The organism is Caulobacter sp. ErkDOM-C, assembly GCF_048541825.1.
In the GTDB taxonomy this organism is placed as follows: Bacteria; Pseudomonadota; Alphaproteobacteria; order Caulobacterales; family Caulobacteraceae; genus Caulobacter.
This window is the reverse complement of the sequence record NZ_CP183332.1, coordinates 1,992,849-2,017,643: the sequence shown is the minus strand read 5'-3', so window position 1 is coordinate 2,017,643 and position 24,795 is coordinate 1,992,849. Positions and strand designations below refer to the sequence as shown.

Genomic DNA, 24,795 nt, shown 5'->3' with positions numbered 1-24,795 from the left:
AGACTAGAGGCCCACGCGGCGGCGCGCCACGCGCTCGCGGGCCACAGCCGCCTGAGCCGGCAGGTCGAGGCGCTCGTACAGGTCCGCAAGCACCTGGTTGACGGGCAGGCCGTCGGGATCGAAGCCGCGGCGCAGCTCCAGTATCTGCTGGGCTTCGGACAGGCGGTCGGAACGGATCAGGGCGTCCAGCACGATCTGGTCGAAAAGGTCGCGCTGGGCATGGCTGCCGCCCACCTCGGCCAGACGGGGCATGGCTGCGCGCAGGCCTCGCAGGGCGGCGGGATAGTCGCCGCGCACATGGGCGACCAGACCCTCTGCGGCGGGCAGGGCGACATCACGCCAGGTGGCGCGAACGAAGTCGGGCGCTTCGAGGGCTGCCCGACGAATCGCCGTCAGCAGCTGTTCGGCCTCGGGTCGCCCGGCGCGGGCCAGGCCGAACAGATATTGCAGCGACAGGAAAGGCTGCACGACATCACCGGCGCGGGCGGCCAGGTAGCCGGCCAGATCGTTCCAGCGCGGCCCGACATCGACGCCGGCCAGCTCCAGCCGGGCCAGCAGCGACACCGCCCCGACCTGGTCCTGTGAATAGTCCCTGGACTGGCTCCAGCAGTGTTCGTCATAGGCCGCCAGCGCCGCCTCGAACCGGCCCTGGCTGAGATAGAACAGCGCCAGGTGCCACCACAGGTGGGTGTCCATGAACGAGTTCAGGTCGGTCCAGGTGTCGCGCACGCCCTCCAGAAAGGCGACGCCCTCGTCGATGCGGCCCTGGGTGAGCATGACATGGGCCAGGGCGTGCTGAGCCCAGGGCTCCTTGCGCTGCAGGGCCAGGGCGTGGCGGGCGGCGGCCTCGGCCTCGGCCAGCAGGTGGCACTGCTCATAGGCGAAGGCCAGCATGCCGTGCAGGTGGGGGATGTCGGCGGCGGCGGGCAGGCAGCGACTGGCCGCGCGCAGCATGGCGGGAAAGTCGCCCCGATTGAAGTCGTGGTACTGCGCCAGCTTCAGCATCAGCAGATCTCGCGGCCAGGCCTCGAGAATGGCGTCGGCGATCGCCAGCGCGCCGGGGATGTCGTCGGCTGACCAGGCCGAGACGAAGGCCACGATCTGGCGCTCCCGTTCATGGGCACCGTCGACGGCGCCCTGGGCGCGCGCCAGATAGGGCGCCGCGCGGGTCGCGGCGTCGGGCGCTTCGAGCAGCAGCCACAGGACCGCCGCATAGGCGTTGAGCAGCGGCTCGCCGGGCGCGGCGTCGGCGGCCGCCAGGATGTTGGCGGCGCGGGTCTCGTAGGCCAGGAAGCCGGCGATGAAATCGTCCACCGCAGCCAGGGCCGTGTCACTGGCGACGGAGACAGGGTTGCCGAGATAGTCTGTGCGCATGGCACCACCTTAGTGGAGCTTGGCGGCCTCGTCTTTGGTCGCCTGCGGGAAGATCAGGTCGGCGAGCCCGGTCGCGCTCCAGGTCGCGTCGCGCGGGGCCAGGACCAGCGGCGCGCGGGTCTCAAAGCCTCGCAGCATCTGGCCGGTCTGGACCAGATCGGGCGCGGCGAGGCTTTCGCTCATGACCAGGGCGGCCACGCTCAGGCCTCGGGACCGGATCACCTCCAGCGCTGTCAACACGTGGCTGACCGTGCCCAGATAGGACCCCGCGACCAGCAGGACCGGCAGGTTCAGTGCCACCATCAGGTCCAGATTGGTGGCCGCGTCGGTCAGGGGCGACATCACCCCGCCGGCGCCTTCGATCAGCAGCAGGTCGCGATCGGGTCGCGCCAGTCGCTCCCGGCAGTCCGCGACCAGATCGGCCAGACGCAGGACGTCGCCCTCCAGAGCCGCGGCCAGGTTCGGCGCCAGCGGCGCGCGATAGCGGCGAGGGGAGATGCGGGGCAGGGCGCCCGGCTCCTCCAGCGCCAGGGCCAGGCGGCCGGGATCGCTGACATCCGGATCATCTGGATCAAATCCGCTGACCACCGGCTTGAAGGCGTCGATGCTCAGGCCCCGCAGGCGGAGGGCGCGGATCAGGGCGCAGGCCACATGGGTCTTGCCGATATCGGTGCCGGTCCCGGCGACGAACAGGCTCTTCATGCGGCGGGGCCCCGGCGGATGTCGGCGATCAGATCCGCCAGTCGCATCACGTCGGCGTCCGAATGGGCGGCGCTGAAGGCGATCCGCAGCCGCGCCGTGCCCTCGGGCACGGTGGGCGGGCGGATGGCGACGACGAGATAGCCCTCAGCCTCGAGCTTCGCAGAAGCGGCCAGCGCCGCAGTCGCCGAGCCGATCACGACGGGCACGATCGGGCTCTGGGCCGGCGGCAGGCTCAGGGCCTCGGTGAAGGCGCGGGCCTTGGCCAGCGGCAGGGCGGTCAGGGCCGGCTGGGTCTCGATGATGTCCAGCGAGGCCAGGGCGGCGGCGGCGCAGGCGGGCGGCAGGCCTGTGGCATAGACCAGCGTGCGAGCCCGGGTCTTCAGCAGGTCGATCACGGCCTGCGACCCGCACAGATAGCCGCCATAAGAGCCCAGCGCCTTGGACAGGGTGCCCATCTGCAACGGGATGTCAGCGCCGGGGAACAGCGCCGCCGAGCCTCGGCCCTGGGCCAGCACACCCACGCCATGGGCGTCGTCGGACAGCAGCCAGGCGTCTTGCGCGTTGCAGAGGGCCGAGAGCTGGTCGAGTGGCGCGATATCGCCATCCATCGAGAACACGCCGTCGGTGGCGACCACGGCGTGGCGTGCGGCAGCGCGTTCGGCCCGCAGCAGGCGCTCCAGATCAACGACGTCATTGTGCTTGAAGGCGATCGTACGGGCGCCGGACAGCTTGGCGCCGGCCCATATGCAGGCATGGGCCAGTTCGTCGATCAGGATCAGATCGCCTGGCCCGGCGACGGTGGGAATCACGCCCAGGTTCGCCAGATAGCCGGAGCCAAACACGCAGGCGGCCTCGGTGCCCTTCAGCCGCGCCAGGCGCTTTTCCAGATCTCCCAGCAGCGGGTGATCACCGGTGACCAGACGCGAGGCCGCCGCGCCGGCCCCATAGTTCAGCGCCGCTTCGGCCGCCGCCGCCCGTACAGCCGGATGGTGCGAGAGGTTGAGATAGTCGTTGCAGGAGAACGAAATCAGCCGCCGGCCGTCACGTTCCACGACCGCGCCGTCCAGCCGGCGGGTGGGCTTCAGGCGGCGACGCAGGCTCTGGGCGTCCAGGGCGGTCAGCTTGTCGCCGGCGAAGGCGTCGAGGCTCTGCATGCTGTTTCCCGTTTGCGAAGGCAGGGCGCAGGGCATAGGCAAGGCGCCCTTTCGACGCAACGCAGGATCGCCATGACCCCCGATTGGATGAGCGCCGGCGCGGCCCACGTCTGGCGGCCCTATTGCCAGATGCAGACCGCCCGGCCGCCCTTGCCGGTGGTTGCCACGCACGGTTCGCGGCTGGTCCTGGCAGATGGCCGGGAACTGGTCGACGGCCTGGCCTCGTGGTGGACCGCCTGTCACGGCTATAATCATCCGCATATCGCCCAGGCCCTGAGGGATCAGATCGAGCGGATGCCGCATGTGATGTTCGGCGGCCTGGCGCACGAGCCGGCCTATCGACTGGCCAAGCGACTGGCCGATTTGCTGCCGGGCGACCTGAACCATGCCTTCTTCGCCGAGTCCGGCTCGGTGGCGGTCGAGATCGCCATGAAGATGGCGCTGCAGTTCCACATCAATCGCGGCGAGACCGGACGCACGCGGTTCTTGTCGTTCAGGGGCGGCTATCACGGCGACACACTGGCGACGATGACGGTCTGTGATCCGGAGGAGGGCATGCACAGCCTGTTCTCGGGCGTCATGCCGGCCCAAGTGATCGCCAACCTGCCGCGCGACGCCGAGGGCGAGGCGGCGCTGGACGCCCTGCTGCAGGAGCGAGGCGGCGAGATCGCCGCCATCCTCGTCGAGCCCCTGGTCCAGGGCGCCGGCGGCATGCTGCTGCATGGTCCCGACACCCTGAGAGCCCTGAGGCGCCTGGCCGACACCCACGGGGTGCTGTTGATCTTCGACGAGATCTTCACCGGCTTTGGCCGCACTGGATCGATGTTCGCCATGCAAGCGGCCGGGATCGAGCCCGACATCGTCACCCTGTCCAAGGCCCTGACCGGCGGAACATTGCCGTTGTCGGCGGCGGTTGCCAGCACCCGGGTGTTCGAGGCCTTCCTGTCGGACGATCCCGAAGCCGCCCTGATGCACGGCCCCACCTATATGGCCAATCCGCTGGCCTGCGCGGCGGCCAACGCCTCGCTGGACCTGTTTGAGGACGGCGCCTGGCGAGCCGATGTGGCTCGGGTCTCGGCCGCCCTGGTCGAAGGGCTCGAGCCCTGCCGGGCTGCGCCGGGCGTCGTGGCTGTTCGGGTGCTGGGCGCGATCGGCGTGGTCGAGTTCGACGCGCCGGTTGCGGTTGGCGACCTGTGCGCGCGGTTCGCGGAAGAGGGCGTCTGGATCCGGCCGATGGGCAAGGTCATCTATCTGACCCCGGCCTTCACGACGCCCGATGCCGACCTGGCCTTGCTGACCCGAGCGGTGCGCCGCGTCATCGGGGCCGATTGACCTTCAGGGGCGCGTCTGGTCCAAGCGGCCATGTCCTCCAATTCGCCCCTGTCTGGTCTGGAACGCCTCGCCATCCTGGCGATCATCCTGACCTGGGGCGTGAACAACGCCGCCGCCAAGGTGGCGACCGAGCACCTGCCGCCGATGATGGTGGGCGGCCTGCGGTTTGGCCTGGCTCTGATCTTCCTTATCCCGTTCATCCGGCCGCCGTTTCCCGAGCCCAAAAAGCTGCTGGGCATCATCCTGCTGTCGGGGCCTATTCATTTTGGTCTGATCTATGTGGCCTTCGGCATGGGCGACTCGCTGAGCCCGCTGGTCGTGGCCAGCCAGCTGTGGATTCCGTTCACGGCCGTCGCGGCCTGGCGGATGCTGGGCGAGACCATGCGCCTGCCCGCCGTGATCGGCCTGCTGATCGCCTTCGTCGGCGTGGCCTGGATGAGCCTGGACCCGCACGGGGCCGGGGATCTTCCGGCCGTCGCCCTGGTCATTGCGGCCTGCGCCTGCTGGGCGGTGGCGACGGTGCTGGTGAGGATGACCCCAGGGGTGAAGCCGCTGAAGGTTCAGGGGATGACGGCCATAGTCGCCGCCCCGACCCTGATCGCCATGTCCTTCACGTTCGAGTCCAACGTGGTCGAGCGGGTGATGGCCGCCCCGGCGATCGCCTGGGCCTGCGTAGCCTTCGCGGGCATCGTCTCGACCATAGGGGCCAGCGCACTGCTGTTCTGGCTGGTCCAGCGCCGCGAGGCGGGCCGCGTGACGCCCTATTTCCTGCTGACGCCGCTGGTGTCGTGCACGATCGGCATCCTGTTCATGGGCGACCGCCTCACGCCGCAACTGCTGATCGGCGGGGCGGCCACCCTGGTGGGCGTGGCGCTGGTGGCCCTGACCGAGAAGCGGACGACCAAGGCCGAGGCCATGACGGCCGAGACGGTCTAGGGGCGCGTTTCAGCGCCCCCGCGCTGTCGCTGCGAGGGTGACGGAAAGGGTCGCGGAGCGTCCGGACCACGTCCGGATGAGAAATAGAGAATACCGTTTCGACGAAGCCGTCCGCTCCGCGTAACCGTTGTCCGTCAGCCTCCCGTCGGGTGGCCCTCTTCAGGCCTTACCGGGACCCGGACCGCGCCGTTTCCAGCGCGTTCCGGCGGTCGAAGAGGACGGGCTTTCAGCCAGACACGCCCTTTTGCCTTCAACCACGCCGACGGCGGGCGGGTCTGGCCAGCAACCAGATCCCCGGACCGGTCGAGTATCCCCCTCGACCCCAGTCCCGCTCGATCACCCCCCGCCGCCGCAATGGTCGCTGGCCTTGCGCCCTTTCCCCGCGACGAGGTGGGTACAGAATACGGTAGGTTTTCAGGGGGCTGCGTCGATTGTCTGGACGCCTGCGGGCGTGCGCAAGAGCGTGACGCTCAACAACGCTCGTCATCCCGGGGCTCGTCCCCGGGACCCATGGGGCGGCCGCACGGTCGGTGGATCACAAACCCCTTACGGCGCAACGGAACGATGGGTCCCGGGGACGAGTCCCGGGATGACGGGGATTGTATTGGCGGGCTCGTGATCCTCCCCCGCCAGAGGGAGGGTTTGAGGCGTCTATCCTCGTGCCTATCAGGGGATAGCGCGCGGGTTATCCGCGCGCCGGGCGCTGCTGAAGCTATTTCACCACGCCACAGGCGACCCGCGCACCGGCGCCGCCGATGGGCTGGCTCTTGTGATCATCCGGGTTGGCGTGGACGACGATAGCCGAGCCGTCGGCGTCCAGCAGGGCCGGGCGCCCGCCCGCGCCCCTTAGCGAAACCAGCGGCGAATAGAGCTCGGCCATGGCGGCACCGTCCGCGCCGGCATGGATGTTGGGCAGGTCGCCGTTGTCGTTGCCGTCGGGGTTGAGCAGGCCGTGGACCACTGTGGCCGTGCTGTGAACGTGGGCGCCGGCCGACTTGAAGTCGGGCGTGCCGCAATCGCCCTTTTCGTGGAAGTGCAGGCCGTGCCAGCCCGGCGTCAGGCCCTTTATGTCCAGCCGCAGCAGCACGCCGTGCGGCGCTTCGGTCAGGGTGGCCGTCCCCAGATCCTTGCCATCACCGGCCTTGACGACGGCGGTTGCGGTCTGGGCCCCCGCGGCCGGGGCGGCGGTCTGGGCGGAGGCCGCGCCGGGGGCGGCGAGGAGGAGGGTGGCGAAGGCGGCGGCAACGGCGGAACGCATGGGAAATCCTTCAAAAACAAGCGGACGGGGGAGGCCGCTGTCCCGGAAAGGTGGCGCCGCCCTTGGGGGAATGCTAACAGTTAAAGACAGTTCCGTGTTCGATTCTGACGGCGAAAAATCCCCTTGAGCGACGATCAAATCACTACCCCTCCCGAAGGGCCGCGAGGGGATATCGCCCCGATCTTCATCGAGGACGAACTGCGTCGCTCGTACCTCGACTACGCGATGAGCGTGATCGTCAGCCGCGCCCTGCCGGACGCGCGCGATGGTCTGAAACCCGTTCACCGCCGCGTGCTGTTTTCGATGCACGAACAAGGACATACGCCCGATCGCTCCTATGTGAAGTCGGCCCGCGTGGTCGGTGACGTGATGGGTAAATACCATCCGCACGGCGACGCCTCGATCTATTTCACCCTGGTCCGGATGACCCAGCCCTTCTCGATGGGTTTGATCCTGATCGACGGCCAGGGCAATTTCGGTTCGGTCGACGGCGATATGCCGGCCGCCATGCGCTACACCGAGTGCCGGATGGCGCCCCCGGCGCTGGCGCTGCTGGCCGACCTGGACAAGGACACGGTCGACTTCCAGGACAATTATGACGGCAAGGAACAGGAACCGACGGTCCTGCCGTCGCGGATTCCCAACCTGCTGGTCAATGGCGCGGGCGGCATCGCCGTCGGCATGGCGACCAACATCCCGCCGCACAATCTGGGCGAAATCATCGACGCCTGCCTGGCCATGATCGATGACCCCGAGGTCAGCGCCGAGACCCTGCTGGACATCGTGCCCGGTCCCGACTTCCCGACCGGTGGCGAGATCATCGGCCGCAGCGGTCCGCGCCAGGCCCTGCTGACCGGCCGCGGCTCGGTGATCATGCGCGGCATCGCCTCGGTGGAAGAGATCCGCCAGGGCCGAGAAGCCATCATTATCACCGCGATCCCGTATCAGGTGAACAAGGCCAATCTGGTCGAGTACATAGCCGAACTGGTCCGCGACAAGCGGATCGAGGGCGTCAGCGACATCCGCGACGAATCCAACCGTGACGGCATGCGCATCGTGGTCGAGCTGAAGCGCGACGCCTCGGGCGACGTGATCCTCAACCAGCTGTACCGTTTCACGGCGCTGCAAAGCTCGTTCGGCGTCAATATGCTGGCGCTGAACCGCAAGCGCCCCGAGCAGATGGGCCTGTACCAACTGATCGATATCTTCGTGAAGTTCCGCGAAGAGGTTGTGGTCCGGCGCACAAAGTTCGAGCTGGGCAAGGCGCGCGATCGTGGCCACGTGCTGGTGGGCCTGACCATCGCTGTGGCCAATATCGACGAGTTCATCCACATCATCCGCTCGTCCAAGGATCCGGCCGAGGCGCGCGAGCGCCTGGTGGCCAAGGCCTGGCCGGCCGGCGACATGCTGCCCCTGGTCGAGCTGATCGCCGACCCGCGCAGCCTGCACGAAGAGGGCGGCCTGATCCGTCTGACTGATGAGCAGGCCCGAGCCATCCTGGCTCTGACCCTGTCGCGTCTGACCGGCCTTGGCCGCGAGGAAATCGGCAACGAGGCGCAAGCCCTGGCCGATGCCATCCGCGGCTTCCTGGACCTGCTGTCGGACCGCGCCAACATCATGGCCGTGGTCCGCGAGGAACTGGTCGAGGTGCGCGAGAAATTCGCCGTGCCGCGCCGCTGCCAGATCGTCGACGGCGACGCCGACGTGGAAGACGAGGACCTGATCGTCCGCGAGGAAATGGTCATCACCGTGACCATGGGCGGCTATGTGAAGCGCACGCCGCTGGCCAATTACCGCACCCAGCACCGGGGCGGCAAAGGCAAGTCGGGCATGGCCACCAAGACCGAAGATGCGGTCACCCGCGTGTTCTCGGCCTCGACCCACGCGCCGCTGCTGTTCTTCACCTCGGGCGGCAAGGTCTACAAGCTGAAGGTCTGGAGGCTGCCACTGGGCGCCGCCAATTCGCGCGGCAAGGCGTTCGTCAACCTGCTGCCGATCGAGCCGGGCGAGACCATCACCTCGATCCTGACCCTGCCCGAGGACGAAAGCACCTGGGACCGCCTGGACGTGATGTTCGCCACCCGCTCGGGCAGCGTGCGTCGCAACAAGCTGTCGGACTTCGTCGACGTGCGCCGCAACGGCAAGATCGCCATGAAGCTCGATGACGGCGACGGCATTATCGGCGTCGGCGTCTGCGGGACCGAGAACGACATCCTGCTGACCACGGCCGTCGGCCGTTGCATCCGCTTCTCGGCCGATGAGGTCCGCGTCTTCGCCAGCCGTGATTCGACCGGCGTGCGCGGCGTGAAGCTTGCCGAGGGCGACAGCGTCATCAACATGGCCATCCTGCGCGGCGTCGACGCCACGCCGGCCGAGCGCGCCGCCTATCTGAAACATGCCCGCGCCATGCTGCGCGCGGTCGGCGAGGAGGGCGACGACGCCCCGGCGCCCGAGGAGGCCGACGAAGAGGTTGGCGAGGCCAGCCTGACGCCGGAACGCATCGCCCAGTTGGGCGCGGCTGAGGAGTTCATCCTCACCGTCTCGTCCGAGGGCTTCGGCAAGCGCACCAGCGCCTATGACTATCGCCGCACGGGCCGGGGCGGGCAGGGGCTTACGGCCCAGGATCTCTCCAAGCGCGGCGGGCGTCTTGCGGCCTCGTTCCCGGTCGAGGACAGCGATGAAATCCTGCTGGTGACAGACGCCGGACAGTTGATACGGTGCCCCGTCTCGCAAATTCGTGTTGCAGCGCGGAATACTCAGGGCGTAACCGTTTTCCGCACCGCGAAAGACGAGCATGTCGTCAGCGTGGAGCGGTTGGCCGACGCCGGTGGCGGCGACGACGATCAAGGCGAAGCAAGCGGGGCGGACGAGACCCCGTAAGGCGCCGGTTAGAGCAGGGGGTTGCATTGAGGGTTGGGCTTTATCCCGGAACGTTTGATCCGGTCACGAACGGCCATCTCGACATCATCGGTCGGGCCGTGAAGCTGGTCGACAAGCTGGTGATCGGCGTGGCGGTCAATATCGGCAAGGGGCCGCTGTTCTCGCTCGAAGAGCGGGTCGCGATCCTCGAGCAGGAAACTGCGCACCTCAACACGCTGGCCGTGATCGAGGTCAGGCCCTTCAACAGTCTTCTGATGCACTTTGCGCGCGAGGTCGGGGCCCAGATGATCGTGCGCGGCCTGCGGGCCGTGGCCGACTTCGAGTACGAATTCCAGATGACCGCGATGAACCAACAACTGGATCGCGAGATCGAGACGGTGTTCCTGATGGCCGATCCCCGGCACCAGGCCATCGCCTCGCGGCTGGTCAAGGAGATCGCGGCCCTGGGCGGCGACATCTCCAAGTTCGTGCCCGCCGGGGTGGGCGAGCAACTGGTCGCTAAGCTGCGCAAGACCTGAAACAGCGGGTTTGCCGTGAAGCGGTCGAAATCATAGGCTTCAACACGGTGGACTTGTCGCGGGGGCGTCGTCGTTCTACGCCCCGTCTGCCTTTCTGTTCGGGGATTTCCATGAAGCTTGCGTATTCCGTCGCCGCTCTGGCGCTGCTGGCCACGACCGCTGTCGCGCACACGGCGTCGGCCCAGACGCCGCCCGCCCAGGTTGGCGACTGGCGCACGCCCGATCCCCAGAACGTGCTGGTCATCGAGACCAACAAGGGCCGGATCATCGCCGAGCTCAGCCCGCAGGCCGCCCCGGCACATGTGGCGCGCATTCGCGAGCTGACCCAGGCCGGCTTCTATGACGGCCTGACCTTCTTCCGCGTCATCGACAGCTTCATGGCCCAGACGGGTGATCCCGACAACACCGGCGCCGGCGGCTCGGACAAGCCCGACATGACGGCCGAGTTCACCTTCCGCCGTGGCGCTGACACGCCCCTGGCCACGCCGGGCAAGACCGGCAGCAACGAGACCGGTTTCGTCGGCGTCCTGCCCGTGACCAGCCAGCCGGCCGCCCTGGCGGTGATGACCGCCGACCGCAAGGTGGCCACCTGGGGCAATTTCTGTCCGGGCGTGCTGGGCATGGCCCGGGCCAGCAATCCCGACAGCGCCAACAGCCAGTTCTTCTTCATGCGTCAGTACTATGCCTCGCTGGACAAGACCTACACCGCCTTTGGCCGGGCCCTGTCGGGCCTGGACGTGATCCGCGCGATCAAGGTCGGCGAGCCGGCGCCCGATCCGCAGGACAAGATGGCCAGCGTTCGGCTGCTGGCCGATCTGCCGGCCGACAAGCGCCCCTCGGTGCAGGTCATGGACACCCGCGGCCCCGCCTTCGCCGCCCTGGTCGCCAAGCGCCGGGCCGAGATGGGAGCCAGCTTCAGCAATTGCGACGTCGAAATCCCGGTGCAGATCAAATGAAGTCATCCGCTGTTGTCGTCTTGGGCCTGAGCCTGGCCCTGCTGGCCACGCCGGCGCTTTCCGCTGCCAGGTCCAAGGGCAAGGCGCGGGGCGTTGCCCCGCCCGCGGCGGCCGACTGGCGGGTCCCGGACCCCGACAATGTTATGGTGATCGACACCAACAGGGGCCGGGTGGTCGTTGAACTGACCCCCGAGGTCGCGCCCGGCCACGTGACGCGGATGCGCGAACTGACCCGGGCCGGCGTCTATGACGGCCGCACCTTCTTCCGGGTCATCGACCGGTTCATGGCCCAGACCGGCGACCCGAAGGACAATGGCGAAGGCAATACCGACAAGCCCAACCTGAAGGCCGAGTTCACCTTCCGGCGGACGGCTGCGACGCCCTTCACGCCGGCCGCCGCGCCGTCAGGGCTGCAGGTGGGACTGCTGGGTTCGCTGCCGGTGTTCAGCCAGCACTGGAGCTGGCACGAGGTCACCGCCGACGGCAATGTCTCGGCCTGGGGCACCTATTGCCCCGGTGTGGTGGGCATGGCCCGCGACGACGACAACAATTCGGCCAACAGCCAGTTCTTCCTGATGCGCCAGCCCTATCCCTCGCTCGACAAACGCTACACTGCCTTTGGCCGGGTGATCAGCGGACTGGAGACCATCCGCGCTATCAAGACCGGCGAGCCGGTGGCCGCGCCTCAGGACCGCATGGAGAAGGTGCGGATGCTGTCGGACATTCCCGAGAAGGAGCGTCCCAGGGTGCGGGTGATCAATACCCAGGGCGCGTGGTTTGCGGGCGAGATTCGCCGCCAGCGCGCGATCAAGGGCGCGGATTTCTCGGTCTGTGATCTGAAGATTCCGGTCGATATCCGCTAGTCTCTCACCCTTTTGGGGCGCGTGGCGGTTCACAGCGGGGGGAAAAGCGCGCTAGAAGCGCCTTCACCATTTCGCACCCAAGGGATGACCATGTCGGCCGACCTCGAAAACACCCTGATCCTCACGCTGGAAAGCGGCCCGGTCACCATCCAGATGCGTCCCGACCTGGCCCCCGGCCACGTCGACCGCATCAAGGAACTGGTCCGCGAGGGCTTTTATGACGGCGTGGTCTTCCACCGCGTGATCCCGGGCTTCATGGCCCAGGGCGGCGATCCGTCGGGCACCGGCCGCGGCGGCAGCGACAAGCCGGACATCAAGGCCGAGTTCTCCAAGGAAGCCCACGTGCGCGGCGTCTGCTCGATGGCCCGGACCCCCGATCCCAACTCGGCCAACAGCCAGTTCTTTATCTGCCTGGACGACGCGACCTTCCTCGACGGCCAGTACACCGTCTGGGGCCAGGTCTCCGAGGGCATGGACTATGTCGACGCCCTGCCCAAGGGCGAGCCCCCGCGCGCGCCGGGCAAGATCGTCAGCGCCAAGATCGCCGCCGACGCCTGATTGGACTTCTGCTGAATACGAAGACGGCCCCGGAGCGTTCCGGGGCCGTTTTTCGTTTTGGCGCCTAGTCCCGCCGCAGCTTGACGATGATCGGCCGGTGGTCCGAACCCAAAGCCGGCCCGCGCGTGACGCTGACGGTCTTCCAGGCCTTGCCGGCATAGACGTGATCGATCGGCAGGAACGGGGCCGGGGCATTGGCCAGGCGCGAGAAGCGGCCCGAGGGCCAGGAGGGCAGGGCCCGCGTGCGGCGCTCAAGGCCCAGGGCCTTGTCCTGGCGCTTGAGCGTGAACGACCAGGGGGTGGAATTGAAGTCGCCGGTCAGGATCGTGTCGGACTTGTCGAAGCGGGCCAAGGCGTCGACCAAGCGCTTGGATTGCTGTTGTTGCGGACCCGCGGGCATGGGCCAGACATAGTGGATGCCGGCGACGGTAAACTCGCCCTTGGGGTCGGCCAGGGTCGCCCAGGCGCCTATTAGTTCCCGACCTTCTGAAAGGAATCCGTTGCGGGCGATCATGCGCTTGCGGCTGAAGATCGTCGTGCTGCACGACTTCTTGCCGGCGCAGGACACATAGAAGGGGTAGTAGGCCTTCAGGGCCTTCACAACGGGGCCGCTGCCTTCCACGATCACCACCACGTCGGCATCCTGCGCGAGAAGCCAGCGCAGAGTGCGGTCGGGCGTATCGTTGTCCCGCCAGATATTGAACTGGATGATCTTCAGGTCCTCTGGCCGCGATGCCAGCCGCTTGGTTCCGGCGGCGGCCAAGAGTTCGGGGCCCATCAGGATGGCGCAGGCGAAAACGGCGGCGCCGCCCAGACCGACAATCACCGAGCGCTCGCCATGACGCGCAAAGATCCAGCCCATAACGACCGCGCCCACGCCCATGGCCAGCCACAGCGGCGTCAGGTGGGTGAACGCGTCCAGGCGATCGCTGAACACGCCGCCCAGGCAGGCGACAGCGAAACCCGCTCCGACCACGCCCAGCATCAGGCCGGTGCCGCGGAAGAAAAGGCTCAGGAGTCGAAGCAGAAGATCCATGGTCAGCCCATAACACGGACGCGCATGACCGCGATGACTTCAGTCGCCGGCAAAGTAGAGGAAGCTGATATTGCGCATCGGCTCGGCGCCGATCCGCAGGGCGCCGGTCAGGACGATCTGGGGCGGTCCAGGCGGACCCGCAGTCCTGGCGGCTTTCAGGGCGGCGAGATCGAACACGCCGGAGAACACCACCTGGCCGAGGCGGGGATCCAGTCCGCGAAACACGACCGCTTGGCCGTCGACCCGATAGCTGTCCGGCATCAGGCGGAAGCTGACCGTTTGATAGACCTGACCCAGCTCGTTCTCGGCCATCGGGCTGGTGACGTCTTCGAATTCCAGGAAGAAGGGCGCAAAGTTGCTGGGGCGCTTGCCCTCTTCCCAGGACGCGAAGTCGCTGGGCGAGCCCATGTTGACGGACTTCAGCTTCCAGTTCCCGACCTGAACCGGCGTCTGCGTGAAGTAGTAGCCGAAGACGTCGAGCGTGGCGTCGCGCTGGAAGTTGGCCGCAGCGGGATCGGTCGTGGGCTTGGCGGGCGGCGTGGCCGGCGCCGTCGCGGCGGGCGCGCCAGGGGGCGCAGCAGGGCGGTTGTCGCAGGCGACGAGCAGAAACGGCAGCAGCGCGGCGCAGGCCAGCACGCGTTTCATGGCGATCTTCCCCCCGAAGACTATGGCTATGGGGGAGATTGGCGCCGCTGCTCCCGGCTTGTCCATGGCGCTCGCGCGGCGGCGAGTATCTTGACCTGCGGGCCTCGCCGTGTCCTTGAAGCCGCCCCATGCGCCTTTCCGACTTCGATTTCGTCCTGCCAGAGGAAAACATTGCCCTGCGCCCAGCCGAGCCGCGCGATTCCGCGCGTTTGCTGGTGGTGCGGCCAGGCCAGGATCTGGCTGACCACGTCGTGCGCGACCTGCCCGATTTCCTGCGCCCCGGCGACGCCCTGGTCTTCAACGACACGCGGGTGATCCCGGCGCGACTGGCGGGTCTGCGCCAGGCCCGCACGACGGGCGGCGGTGATGGCGCGCCGGTGCCGGTTGAGGCCACCCTGCATCGCCGCGTTGCGCCCGATCGCTGGAAAGCCTTCATGCGCCCGGGAAAGCGCCTCAAGGCCGGCGACCGCGTGGCGTTCGGTTCGGACGAGCATCGCCTGGACGCCGCCGTGCTGGAAAAGCACGAGGGCGGCGAGGTGCTGCTGGCCTTCGACCAGGCGGGGCCGGACCTGGATATCGGCATCGCCCGCCACGGCGAGATGCCGCTGCCGCCCTATATCGCCGCCAAGCGGGCCGAGGACGACCGCGACCGCGCCGATTACCAGACTGTCTATGCCCGCGAGGACGGCTCGGTGGCCGCGCCGACCGCCGGCCTGCACTTCACACCCGATCTGCTGGAGCGACTGAAGGCGAGGGGCGTATCGCTGCACTTCGTGACCCTGCATGTCGGGGCCGGCACCTTCCTGCCGGTGAAGACCGACGTGGTGTCCGAGCACAGGATGCATGCCGAATATGGCGAGGTGACCCCCGAGATCGCCGACGCCCTCAACGCCGCGCGCGCCGCCGGCGGCCGCATCGTCTGCGTCGGCACCACCAGCCTGCGCTTGCTGGAAAGCGCCACCGGCGAGGATCGCGTCATCCGGCCCTTCGCCGACGAGACGGCGATCTTCATCACCCCCGGCTATCGCTTCCGCGCCGCCGACGGACTGATGACCAACTTCCACCTGCCCAAGTCGACCCTGTTCATGCTGGTCAGCGCCTTCGCCGGCCAGAAGACCATGCGCGAGGCCTATGAGCGGGCCATCGCCACGGGCTATCGCTTCTATTCCTACGGCGACAGCTCGCTGCTGTTCCCCGCTGAGCCAGCCGAGACTTAAGCTATGGCGTTTCCCTTCGAGATCTCCGCCACCGACGGCAAGGCGCGCACCGGCGTCCTGAAGACCCCGCGCGGCGACATCCGCACCCCGGCCTTCATGCCGGTGGGTACAGCGGGCACGGTCAAGGCCCTGACCGTCGATCAGGTCAAGGACACCGGCGCCGACATCATCCTGGGCAACACCTATCACCTGATGCTGCGGCCGACGGCCGAGCGGGTGAAGCGCCTGGGCGGGCTGCACAAGTTCATGCGCTGGGACAAGCCGATCCTGACCGACAGCGGCGGCTTCCAGGTGATGAGCCTGTCGGGGATCAGCAAGGTCACCGAAGAGGCCGTCACCTTCGCCAGCCATATCGACGGCTCCAAGCATGTCCTGTCACCCGAGCGGTCGATGGAGATCCAGGCCGACCTGCTGGGCAGCGACATCGTCATGCAGCTGGACGAATGCGTGGCCTGGCCGGCCGAGGAGAAGCGGGCCCGCGAGGGCATGGAGCTGTCGGCCCGCTGGGGCATCCGTTCCAAGGCGGCGTTCGGCACGCGCGACAGCCAGGTGCTGTTCGGCATCCAGCAAGGCTCGACGTTCGAGAACCTGCGCCGCGAGTCGTCACAGCGCCTGCAGGACATCGGCTTTGACGGCTACGCCATCGGCGGCCTGGCGGTGGGCGAGGGGCACACGGCGATGTGCGAGGTGCTGGACTATGCGCCCGATCTGCTGCCGGCCGACAAGCCGCGCTACCTGATGGGCGTGGGCAAGCCGATCGACCTGGTCGAGGCGGTGGCGCGGGGCGTCGACATGTTCGACTGCGTGTTGCCCACCCGCTCGGGCCGCCACGGCCAGGCCTGGACCTGGGAGGGCGCGATCAACATCAAGAACGCAAAATTTGCCGACGACGACACGCCGCTGGATCCCGGCAGCGACTGTCCGGCCAGCCGCGACTATTCCAAGGCCTATCTGCGCCACCTGTTCAAGGCCGAGGAGATCCTGGGCCAGGTGCTGCTGTCCTGGCACAATATCGCCTTTTTCCAGGCCCTGACGGCGGCCATGCGCGAGGCGATCGCTCAGGGGCGGTTCGAGGCCTTCCGCCGCGATTTCGCGGCGCGACAGAGTGTGGCCTGAGCGGCTAGTTCTTTATCGGAAAGCGCGGCTTGAAGCCTTCGGGTGGCGGCGGCATTCCGGGATCGACCACGGGAACGGGGGCGGGCGGCTTGTGCTGCGGCGTGGCTGGCGGATTGCAACCCCGCGCCTCGCCCAGGCCTTTCAGATAGGCGCGGCGCACATTGCCCGAGGTGATGGCGCTCTGCACCAGCCGGTCGTGACGCTCGGCGCCGCTGAGCTTGCGCACCCACCCGCGCATCGGAATCATGTCCTGCGCGGCGCTGGCCACCGCGCCCAGGGCAGCGCTGCCGGCGGCCTTGCGGCCGCGATCCATCAGGTCTTCATTCTCTTCGGGAGGATGGGCGTCGAGGTCATCGCCCAGGGCGACATCAAGCGGCGAGACCAGACTGATCAAGGTGGCGCAATTGACGCGCTGCGGCCGGGCGTAGGGATCGTTCATGGCCTCGATCAGGATCGGCGGGATCTTGGTGCGAACAATATTGACGTCACGCAGCGGCGCGCTGACGGCGCCGGTAATACCGTCCCGGTTGGCGTCCGACGTGGTCTGGATTTTCGAATCAGCGGGTGGCGTCGGCGAGGGTTGCTGCTGGGACAACGCCGGCGCGCTGGCCAGGGAGAGCGGAAAAATCAGGGCGATGAGTAGCATTTGACGCATGGAGCGAGCTTATCGCGGCAAAAGCGGCGGCGTCATGTCAAACAACCGGCGAAACCCCGCTTGCGGCTGCGGCGCCCCCCGACTATGTTCCGCGCCGCTTCTACCGGCGTCGCCGCGTCGTGAGCGGGCCGGTAGCTCAGTGGTAGAGCATTCGACTTTTAATCGAATGGTCGTGGGTTCGAACCCCACCCGGCCTACCAACTTGCATAAATTCCCCAACGATTACAAAGTTCCCCTCAGGGGTTTACACTGAGGGTTTACACAGCCTGTTCACCTTACGTCCTGGAGCAGCTTCATTGCGGCCCGAGCGAGCTTCGGTTGGTTGGCGCTTAACGTATAGCGCTCGACCTCTTTGAGGCTTGCGTGGCCGGTGATGGAGGCGATTTGGTGCGTCGTCGCGCCAGCTTCTGCCAGGTGCCTCGCGGCAGCTTTGCGGAGGCCGTGCGGGCTAAGGTCAGGCGGCAAGCCAGCCTTAACTACGCAATCGCCAAACCATTTGGTAAAGCCGGCCTCCGTCATCGGGCGACCAAAGGCGGTCATGACGAAGGTCAGATTGTCCTTAGGGAGCGTGTCGAGGATGCGCTTAAGCTCAGGGTGCAGGGGGATGGCGAGAGAGACCTTCCCGCCGCCTTTTTTCTGGGTGATGTGCAAGAGGCCGTCGCGCACATTCTGGCGGCCCATGCGCACGACGTCCGAACGTCTCTGGCCTGTATAGAGCAACAGGGCTAAGGCCAGCCGCGCGCGGGAGCCTTCGGGCCAGTGGGCGATGAATTGGGCGATGTCTTGATCTGTCCAGGGCCTGAACCCTGCGCCCTCACGGGGCATTTTTACGTCCGCCACCGGGTTGACTGAGACCAGCTCGCGCTCAACGCCGAAGGCATAAACGGTTCGCAGGCGCTTCAAAAGATTGCGCGTTGCACCCGGTCTATCGGCTCCCTTGTCGCGCAACGCCCGAACGTGCTTTGAGGTTAACTTGTGCGCGGGCCAATCACCGTAGCTCTCGCGAAACCGATCCAGAATGTTTCGGTAATTGGCTTGCGTCGCTTTGGACAGGTCGCGCCAGACGTTGGAGCGATAGTAGGCTGCGAGAAGGCCCGATATCGACCCGGCCTCGCTTGATCCCGCGCCCTGGTCGTTCTTGCCTTGTGTCGCCTCTTGATACGCGGCCATGAATTCGGCCGATCCGACCGCGCCGGGCAAGGTGATGCGCGCGAAGCCCCGCCGCCTGTAATAGTGGCGGACGTGCCCATGCCGATCCATGATGCGCTGCACATAGGGCAATTCAAGCTTGGTCATCACTTAGCAGGACATCCCAAGGGCTGGGTTCACCTATAGGTTGCTCTATATGAGTTGGCAACGCCAAGTTATTGTCCTCGCGGATATGCAGTTCGCCGCTCCGATCTATCCAGACATGGGGCTGGATCCCCGCCGCCTTGGCCGCGCGGATGGCCCGTGTGAGGTCGTTCTGGCGGAAATTGCGCTTGGCACCCATGGTCAGCCCTCGACCGTCGCCCAGACGCTGGCGGGAGCATTTGCCGCAAGCGCGATCGCGACGGCGCGGGCCGTGGCCATGTCGTCAGGACATTCATTGTCGATGTCCACGACGCAGGGGAGTGCGTGTTCGGCCGCCGGGATCAGGCCAGGCTGGTGATCGCCGGCCAGCTTCCAGGGCCCGGGCGCTTCGGTCTGGGCCAGTAGTGGCGATAGGGCGGTGCTATAGTCCGGGCTGAAGTCTTCGGTGATCTTCCGGGTCGTGGTCTGGGCAGTCAGCAGGGCTGTGGTTGCCGCCGCCGCGATGGCCCCGGCGTCTTCGTCGCTAACGCCTTCAGGCGCGTCGTGGGCGGTCAATTCCGGTGCCGCAGGGTTTGGCGTCAGCCAGGGGGTTGCGCAGGCCAGGGCGAGGCTTCCGGGACGGCGTGCTGCCGTCGCGCGCAAGTTGGTCTCCCCGGTCGGCGCGACGATGTTTGCCCCATGGGCGGGGGGTTGTTCTGTAGGGCGCACGCTTGAAACCTTTCCTCGAAGACGATGAGAAGCTTGATGGACTTGAACGGTCGCAGCGGTTGGCTGGGGATCGGCGACGGGCCAGTTCGCCCAGAGCATCGGCGATTTCCGGGACGGTGCGGCCTTCCCAGAAGAAGGCCAAAAGCACCTGGCCTAAGGGATCGACCTTGCTTGGCAGGGCCGGATCGCCCCGGACGTCTGTTTCGGCCCGGACGGTGGATGAAGCCCATTTCAACCGGGTCAGGGGCGCGCGGATGATGCCGCCGACGGAATATGCTCCTAGACGGTCCGGTTCCTGGCCCTGTCCCCGGTCCCGGGCGGCGGCCACAGGCCTTGCGCGCCGGCCCGCGAAACATGCAGGGTGCTCGCAACCAAAGCTGTCCGCGCTTAGCCGCCGAAGGCCGCCGGGGAGGGCAAGCCGCGACTTCGCCGCCGGCAACTTCCCCTTGATCAGCAGATCCTATTTGGCAGCGTCGATCATCCGCTTGGCCGGCCGCTCTGGATCATCGGCAAAGACCAGCAGGCCGTGCTTCTTCCAGTTGTTGACTGCAGACGGCACCAATCTGTGCCGAGTAGCGAACGCCGCCTCCCTCACAAGCAAGGACATAGGTTCACCGACTTCAAAATGATTTGGCGGTCCGAACTAACGTGACCCCGCGCTCAGCCCTACCGCATAGGGGGCTACCCCCTGGAAGGGACCCGCTGGGGGCTAAGTCGACGACCAGGCATGGAAAACCCGCCGCGATCGGGTGACCGGGCGGGTGGAAGGCGCAACTTCAAGCGCAGGTTGTTTATGGACTTAACCGTCCCGATGCGCAAGTTCCCTTTTGACCGGTATGACCGAGGCCCCGGCGGGCTGGGCAAGCGACCTGCCCACCAGCGCGGCAGCGGCTGGTTTTGCCCTCTCTTGGCTAGCGCTCTTGTTTCTTTTCTTTTCGGCTATCCTACTCACAACAAACACTCACCCAAACACCCACACCCAAACACAACACACACACCTCAAACACGACACACGCCGCACACACAGACGGACAGACGTACGCACGTCTGCGCCCATACGCCCGCGCACGCGCGCCTCATGGGGACGAACCCCATTCTATCGTCTGTAATGTCCGTATCGTCCTTCGGTCCTTGTAAATCAGCGACTTAGAGGGTGGACGATGGACGGGGAGACGGACGCACAGCCATCCGCCGTGATGCGCGCGAGGCCTGAAACCGCGCGCCAGATCGTCCATCTTTCCGTGATCATCTGGGGGCCAGGTCATTGCGGCTACCGCGTGCCATCGTTCGGGAACGGGTATTCCCCCTTCAGGCGCTCACCGCGCCCGGTCACGAGGCCATTGCCATCCTTGGGTCCCAGCAAGGTCTGCAGATCGCCCAAAGTCGCCCCAAAGGCCTTCTGGTTCACCGGCTTGTCGTGTCCCTGCATCTCCGTCCAATCCTTGGCGTAGGCTAGCAGCAGTGACGCCCTAGTTTCGTCGTTACAGCTCGGGCGCTTGCGCCCGGATGGGTTCAGGCTAGCGCGGAAAAACTTTCGCCCGGAAGAGACCGTAAAAGTTGAACTAATCGACAGTCAAGTCAACCCAGGAAGGATCTTTGGTGATTGGCTGGACGGATAGGCCTTATCTGCATCGAGGGCTAGATTAGGCGTTTGGCATGGCGTCGCCCCGTTTGTAGGGCTTGCCTGAGATTGGATCGGGCCGAAATTGACGTGGCCGCCCATGGCAATCTTTGACTCTTCTCTGACCTTGGGAAGGTCCGCTTTATGGCCCGCGCGGGGATGCCCTCTCCCGTTTAGCTTTGGTTGAGCGAGGCTAGGGCGTGGGCGATCAGGGGCGCGACCGAGATCGTATTCGAGGCATGGGCCACGGTGTCCGTTGAGGCGATGCGCAGGGCTCCTGCGGAGGCCTTGGAGAAAGCATCCCCGCCAAAGATCGCATGAACGACGACGCATACGGGTGCGGGAAAGCCCTGTTTGCGCAGTTCGGTACTCGCCGCGATCAATGTCCGCCCGGAGGACGCTATGTCGTCGATCAAGACGGGCTGGCGTCCCTGGTGCAGCCCGAGATCCGGCATGGCGATCTGGACGTCGCGATCGCCCCGCCGTGTTTTGGACAGCACCGCATAGGGCGCGCCGCACTGGGTCGCGATCTCCGCCGCCCACTGTTCGCTCTCCGCGTCGGGTCCGATGATCAGGGGGTTGGCCACCTCGCCCGCGATCCACGCGCCGATCAGCGGCGCGGCGCGGAGGGCGACGCAGGGAATCTCATAGAGCTCGTCAAGGCGTGCGAACCGATGGAGATGTGGATCGACCGTAATCAGGCGATCCACAGTGCAGGAGACCAGGCGCGCGAAAGTACGCGAGGTCACTGCCTCGCCCGGCTGAAACCGGGCGTCCTGGCGCATATAGCCCAGATAGGGGGCCACAAGGGTGACCTCCGATGCGCCGAGGTCTCTGACGGCGTCCGCCACGAATGCGAGGGTCAGAAAATGTTCGTCGGCGTTCGCGCAGACAATGTCGACCGGCCGCCCCTTCGGATCGACGTCAATCCGCAGGTAGCGTTCGCCGTCTGGAAAGCGCCGAAATTCCAGCCCGCCAAGTTCGAAGCCGCCGGCGCCGGCCAGCCGGGCTGAAAAGGCCTCACTGCCGGGTAGCGGCAGAACCAGTCGCAGGGTCATGCCTCGATGCTCAGCATATCGGGATTGGCGGCGGCATAGTCCAAAGCATAGGCTAATTCTCCCCGGGCTTCAGCGTGGACCGTCAGTAACGGTTCGCCCGCCGCGACCTCGTCTCCCAAGCGGACATGGAGCTCGACTCCCGCAGCCTTGTCATCCGGGGCGCCGGCTAGCTTGGCGAGCCGCGCGAGGGTGCGGTTGTTCATGGTCATGACGCGGCCTGACCGCTGCGCCAAAAGCGGCCGGCTGACGACGGAACGTGGCGGCTCCCGCAGGCCACCCTGGGCTTCGCAAATCCGCTGAAACTTCGCCCAGGCCCGTCCGTCCGCAAGGGTCCGCTCCGCCAGCCTTGTCCCCTCGCCGAGACCGCAGCGGCCCGCCAGCTCCAGCGCCGCGCCGGCCAGCAGGCAGGCGCGGCGGCGCAGGTCCGACGGAGCAGAGGGCTCGCCGCGCAGGACGGCCAGGACATCGCGCGCCTCCAAGGCGGGGCCGATGCCGCGACCGACCGGCTGACCACCATCGGTGCGCACACACCGGACCTCAACCCCGCACACCCGCGCCACATGAGTAAGCGCGTCGGAGATGGCGTCGGCGTCGTCATCGGAGCGAACCTTGGCCGTCGGCCCCACGGGAATGTCGAGCACCACATGGGTGGATCCGGCTGCGATTTTCTTTGAGAGCACGGAGGCCACCAGCTGGCCTTCAGTGTCGATGTCGAGCACCCGCTCCACCCGGATGAGCACGTCGTCGGCTGGGCTCAGCCGCATGGCGCCGCCCCAGGCGAGACAGCCGCCTTCCTGTTCGACCACCCTGCGCATGGCCGCGAGGTTGAGGTCGACATTGGTCAAGGTCTCCATGGTGTCGGCCGTGCCGGCTGGAGAGGTTATGGCCCGGGACGAGGTTTTCGGGATTACTAGTCCGTTCGCCGCGACAATGGCTACGATGATCGGCGTGGTGCGGTTGCCCGGCAAACCACCCACCGAGTGCTTGTCGATCACGACCGGTGAATTCCAGCTGAGTTGTTCGCCGGCCTGCACCATGGCGCGGGTGAGATGGACGACCTCGTCACGGTCCAGTGGCAAGGCCGAGCAGGCGGTCAGAAAGGCGGAAAGATGGACGTCGTTGTAGCGGCCTGCGGCAATGTCGGAAATGATGTCAGCCATTGAGGGAGCATCCAGGCGCTTGCCGTACACACGCCGGCGCACGCTGGACATCGAGGTGAGGGCCGGCGGATGGCGGACATGGATCTCGTCCCCGTCGGCCACCCCCAGTCGTTCCCAAGCCGCCTCGGAGAGCCCCGCCTCGTTCGTCTGCACCAGTTCGCCCCCGGTAACCTGATAGAGGGTCGCCATCACCTCGCGGCCGTGGGCCATCAGCAGCACCTGAGAGCGTGGGCCGTGGCCCTCCGACCGGCAGACCGGGCTGTCCTCACGCATCAGCACGATGGAGTCATGTTGTGACAGCAGTCCCAACCGGCGCGCGGTTAGGACGGGCAGGGGCGGCTGCGACCCGTCGGTCACGAAAGAACCTGCTCGTCTCCCTCGGCCGGGATCACGCAGGACCAGCCGAGTTCCTGCTCGATCCGTTCCCGCAGCGCCAACGAAGCGCCGGCCTCCCCGTGCACGATAAAGGTCTTTTTGGGCGGTCGCTCGAAGCCGCCAAGCCAACGCAGAATCTCATTGGCGTCGGCATGAGCCGAGAGCATGGGCAGGTTGTCGATCTCCGCGCGGACGGGAACGAAACCGCCATGGATCTTCACTTCCCGCGCACCGTTGATGAGGGCCTCGCCGCGCGTGCCGGCGGCCTGGAAACCGGCGAACAGGATCGTGTTTTTGGGGTCTGGTCCGTAGGCCTTGATGTGGTGCAGAACGCGCCCCCCGGTGGCCATGCCGCTAGCCGAGATAATCACCTTCGGCATGCCATTGTGGCTGAGCGCTTTGGATTCCTCCACGTCCTGCACATAGGTCGCTGAGGCCATCGCGGCTCGGCACTCATCAGGCGAGAGACGATGGTCGTGCGGGTGCCGCTCGAGCATGCCACTGGCGTTGATGGCCATAGGACTGTCGAGATAGACGGGCGTCAGTGGCAGGCGGCCCGCCTGTTTCAGACGCCAGCACAGATAGAGAAGCTCCTGGGCCCGACCGACCGCGAAGGCGGGGATGATCACGGTCCCCCCTCGCGCCGTGGTCCGTTGGATTGCCTCCAGGAGGGCGTCGGCCGGAGCGACCTGCGCGTGCTGTCGATCGCCATAGGTCGACTCCACCAGCAGGTAGTCCGCCTGAGCCACGGAGACTGGGTCGTGCATCAGGGGGTCATCGTAGCGGCCGATGTCGCCCGAAAAGACGAAAGTCTTGCCGCCCCAGCGCAGTTGAACGCTCGCCGCTCCTAGAATGTGCCCGGCGCGGCGGAACAGCAGATTGGCGCCGTGCCCAAGGTCTGTGGGCGTGTCGAAGTCGATGGCGCGCAGCTGCTCCAGCGTGCGCAGCGCGTCGCGCTTGCCGTACAGCGGCAGGGCGGGCTTGTGCTTGGAGAAGCCGTGACGGTTGGCGAATTCCGCATCGCTCTCCTGGATCTTGGCGCTATCCAGCAGCAGGAGTTCACAAAGGTCGGCCGAGGCGCTGGTGCAGAAGATGGGTCCCCGAAAGCCTTCGCGCACTAGCTTTGGCAGGTAGCCGGAATGATCGAGGTGCGCGTGAGTTAGCACGACTGCATCGATGCCGGCCGGGTCTACCGGAAACTCTGCCCAATTCTTCAGACGTAACGCCTTCAGACCCTGGAACAATCCGCAATCGACGAGAACCTTGCGCCCGCCGAGCTGAAGCAGGTGGCGGGAGCCGGTGACCGTGCCCGCACCCCCGAGAAACGTCAGGCTGGCCTTGGACATCCATTCCTACTTCATCTGACGCGATCAGCCTTCA

Annotated in this window: 21 protein-coding genes, 1 tRNA gene and 2 pseudogenes; 11 read left to right on the top strand and 13 right to left on the bottom strand. The window is 66.7% G+C overall.

Annotated features, from left to right (window positions below; all coding sequences use genetic code 11):
* Positions 1 to 3: 3 nt before the first annotated feature.
* From ACN2C8_RS09835 to bioF, 3 genes are read right to left on the bottom strand one after another with little or no spacing between them, the layout of a single operon-like run.
* Entirely contained in the window at positions 4 to 1,374 is a 1,371-nt protein-coding gene (locus ACN2C8_RS09835; RefSeq protein WP_419255746.1) for a tetratricopeptide repeat protein, read from the bottom strand.
* Positions 1,375 to 1,383: 9 nt separating this feature from the next.
* A complete protein-coding gene (gene bioD / locus ACN2C8_RS09830) occupies positions 1,384 to 2,076 on the bottom strand; it encodes a dethiobiotin synthase (RefSeq protein ID WP_419255744.1) in 693 nt (230 codons plus the stop codon).
* A complete protein-coding gene (gene bioF, locus ACN2C8_RS09825) occupies positions 2,073 to 3,230 on the bottom strand; it encodes an 8-amino-7-oxononanoate synthase (protein WP_419255742.1) in 1,158 nt (385 codons plus the stop codon). The genes bioD and bioF overlap by 4 nt, the downstream gene beginning before the upstream one ends.
* 72 nt (positions 3,231 to 3,302) lie before the next feature.
* On the opposite strand from bioF, the gene ACN2C8_RS09820 reads away from it, so the two are divergent.
* The 3 genes and pseudogenes from ACN2C8_RS09820 to ACN2C8_RS09810 all read left to right on the top strand — a co-directional run.
* A complete protein-coding gene (locus tag ACN2C8_RS09820) occupies positions 3,303 to 4,562 on the top strand; it encodes an adenosylmethionine--8-amino-7-oxononanoate transaminase (protein WP_419255740.1) in 1,260 nt (419 codons plus the stop codon).
* Positions 4,559 to 5,498 (top strand): annotated as a pseudogene (locus ACN2C8_RS09815) (DMT family transporter). The gene ACN2C8_RS09820 and the pseudogene ACN2C8_RS09815 overlap by 4 nt, the downstream one beginning before the upstream one ends.
* Positions 5,499 to 5,589: 91 nt before the next feature.
* Positions 5,590 to 5,908, top strand: a pseudogene (locus ACN2C8_RS09810) (hypothetical protein); the annotation flags it as partial.
* A 302-nt stretch (positions 5,909 to 6,210) separates the two neighbouring features.
* On the opposite strand, the gene sodC reads toward ACN2C8_RS09810, so the two are convergent.
* Positions 6,211 to 6,756, bottom strand: a complete 546-nt coding sequence (gene sodC / locus ACN2C8_RS09805) for a superoxide dismutase[Cu-Zn] (RefSeq protein ID WP_419255738.1) — start codon at positions 6,754 to 6,756, stop codon at positions 6,211 to 6,213.
* 123 nt (positions 6,757 to 6,879) lie between these two features.
* Between sodC and gyrA the strand changes: the two genes are divergently transcribed.
* The 5 genes from gyrA to ACN2C8_RS09780 all read left to right on the top strand — a co-directional run bounded on the left by gyrA (position 6,880) and on the right by ACN2C8_RS09780 (position 12,531).
* On the top strand, positions 6,880 to 9,636 hold the full coding sequence (gene gyrA / locus ACN2C8_RS09800) for a DNA gyrase subunit A (protein WP_419255736.1): 2,757 nt from the start codon (positions 6,880 to 6,882) through the stop codon (positions 9,634 to 9,636).
* A gap of 26 nt (positions 9,637 to 9,662) precedes the next feature.
* Positions 9,663 to 10,154: a pantetheine-phosphate adenylyltransferase gene (coaD, locus tag ACN2C8_RS09795; RefSeq protein WP_419255735.1), complete on the top strand. Its 492-nt coding sequence runs from the start codon at positions 9,663 to 9,665 to the stop codon at positions 10,152 to 10,154.
* A gap of 110 nt (positions 10,155 to 10,264) precedes the next feature.
* Positions 10,265 to 11,110, top strand: coding sequence for a peptidylprolyl isomerase (locus ACN2C8_RS09790; protein WP_419255733.1), 846 nt, complete (start codon positions 10,265 to 10,267; stop codon positions 11,108 to 11,110).
* On the top strand, positions 11,107 to 11,973 hold the full coding sequence (locus ACN2C8_RS09785; protein WP_419255731.1) for a peptidylprolyl isomerase: 867 nt from the start codon (positions 11,107 to 11,109) through the stop codon (positions 11,971 to 11,973). The genes ACN2C8_RS09790 and ACN2C8_RS09785 overlap by 4 nt, the downstream gene beginning before the upstream one ends.
* 90 nt (positions 11,974 to 12,063) lie before the next feature.
* Complete coding sequence (locus ACN2C8_RS09780; RefSeq protein ID WP_419255729.1) at positions 12,064 to 12,531, top strand: peptidylprolyl isomerase; 468 nt, start codon at positions 12,064 to 12,066, stop codon at positions 12,529 to 12,531.
* A 64-nt stretch (positions 12,532 to 12,595) separates the two neighbouring features.
* Here the strand turns inward: ACN2C8_RS09780 and ACN2C8_RS09775 are convergent, their stop codons facing one another.
* Both ACN2C8_RS09775 and ACN2C8_RS09770 read right to left on the bottom strand, forming a co-directional pair.
* Positions 12,596 to 13,567, bottom strand: a complete 972-nt coding sequence (locus ACN2C8_RS09775) for an endonuclease/exonuclease/phosphatase family protein (protein ID WP_419255728.1) — start codon at positions 13,565 to 13,567, stop codon at positions 12,596 to 12,598.
* Between the two features lie 39 nt (positions 13,568 to 13,606).
* On the bottom strand, positions 13,607 to 14,212 hold the full coding sequence (locus ACN2C8_RS09770) for a hypothetical protein (protein WP_419255726.1): 606 nt from the start codon (positions 14,210 to 14,212) through the stop codon (positions 13,607 to 13,609).
* A 128-nt stretch (positions 14,213 to 14,340) separates the two neighbouring features.
* Between ACN2C8_RS09770 and queA the strand changes: the two genes are divergently transcribed.
* The gene (gene queA / locus ACN2C8_RS09765) at positions 14,341 to 15,429 is read left to right on the top strand and encodes a tRNA preQ1(34) S-adenosylmethionine ribosyltransferase-isomerase QueA (RefSeq protein WP_419255724.1); all 1,089 of its coding nucleotides are present in this window, start codon (positions 14,341 to 14,343) and stop codon (positions 15,427 to 15,429) included.
* A gap of 3 nt (positions 15,430 to 15,432) precedes the next feature.
* The gene (tgt, locus tag ACN2C8_RS09760; RefSeq protein WP_419255722.1) at positions 15,433 to 16,545 is read left to right on the top strand and encodes a tRNA guanosine(34) transglycosylase Tgt; all 1,113 of its coding nucleotides are present in this window, start codon (positions 15,433 to 15,435) and stop codon (positions 16,543 to 16,545) included.
* Positions 16,546 to 16,549: 4 nt separating this feature from the next.
* Here tgt and ACN2C8_RS09755 read toward each other — a convergent pair whose 3' ends face one another.
* Positions 16,550 to 17,200, bottom strand: a complete 651-nt coding sequence (locus ACN2C8_RS09755) for a hypothetical protein (protein ID WP_419255721.1) — start codon at positions 17,198 to 17,200, stop codon at positions 16,550 to 16,552.
* A 125-nt stretch (positions 17,201 to 17,325) separates the two neighbouring features.
* Between ACN2C8_RS09755 and ACN2C8_RS09750 the strand changes: the two genes are divergently transcribed.
* Positions 17,326 to 17,400: transfer RNA gene (locus ACN2C8_RS09750), tRNA-Lys, on the top strand.
* A 70-nt stretch (positions 17,401 to 17,470) separates the two neighbouring features.
* Here ACN2C8_RS09750 and ACN2C8_RS09745 read toward each other — a convergent pair.
* The 6 genes from ACN2C8_RS09745 to ACN2C8_RS09720 all read right to left on the bottom strand — a co-directional run bounded on the left by ACN2C8_RS09745 (position 17,471) and on the right by ACN2C8_RS09720 (position 24,761).
* Positions 17,471 to 18,496 carry a tyrosine-type recombinase/integrase gene (locus ACN2C8_RS09745; protein WP_419255720.1) on the bottom strand — a complete coding sequence of 342 codons (1,026 nt, stop codon included), beginning with the start codon at positions 18,494 to 18,496 and terminating at the stop codon, positions 17,471 to 17,473.
* 198 nt (positions 18,497 to 18,694) lie between these two features.
* A complete protein-coding gene (locus ACN2C8_RS09740) occupies positions 18,695 to 19,048 on the bottom strand; it encodes a hypothetical protein (RefSeq protein WP_419255719.1) in 354 nt (117 codons plus the stop codon).
* Positions 19,049 to 20,471: 1,423 nt separating this feature from the next.
* Positions 20,472 to 20,630, bottom strand: coding sequence for a hypothetical protein (locus tag ACN2C8_RS09735; RefSeq protein WP_419252855.1), 159 nt, complete (start codon positions 20,628 to 20,630; stop codon positions 20,472 to 20,474).
* 365 nt (positions 20,631 to 20,995) lie between these two features.
* Positions 20,996 to 21,880 carry a ribose-phosphate pyrophosphokinase gene (locus ACN2C8_RS09730; protein WP_419255718.1) on the bottom strand — a complete coding sequence of 295 codons (885 nt, stop codon included), beginning with the start codon at positions 21,878 to 21,880 and terminating at the stop codon, positions 20,996 to 20,998.
* Positions 21,877 to 23,397 (bottom strand): thymidine phosphorylase family protein, encoded by a 1,521-nt coding sequence (locus ACN2C8_RS09725; RefSeq protein WP_419255717.1) that lies wholly within the window; start codon positions 23,395 to 23,397, stop codon positions 21,877 to 21,879. The genes ACN2C8_RS09730 and ACN2C8_RS09725 overlap by 4 nt, the downstream gene beginning before the upstream one ends.
* The gene (locus ACN2C8_RS09720) at positions 23,394 to 24,761 is read right to left on the bottom strand and encodes an MBL fold metallo-hydrolase RNA specificity domain-containing protein (protein ID WP_419255716.1); all 1,368 of its coding nucleotides are present in this window, start codon (positions 24,759 to 24,761) and stop codon (positions 23,394 to 23,396) included. The genes ACN2C8_RS09725 and ACN2C8_RS09720 overlap by 4 nt, the downstream gene beginning before the upstream one ends.
* Between the last annotated feature and the right edge of the window lie 34 nt (positions 24,762 to 24,795).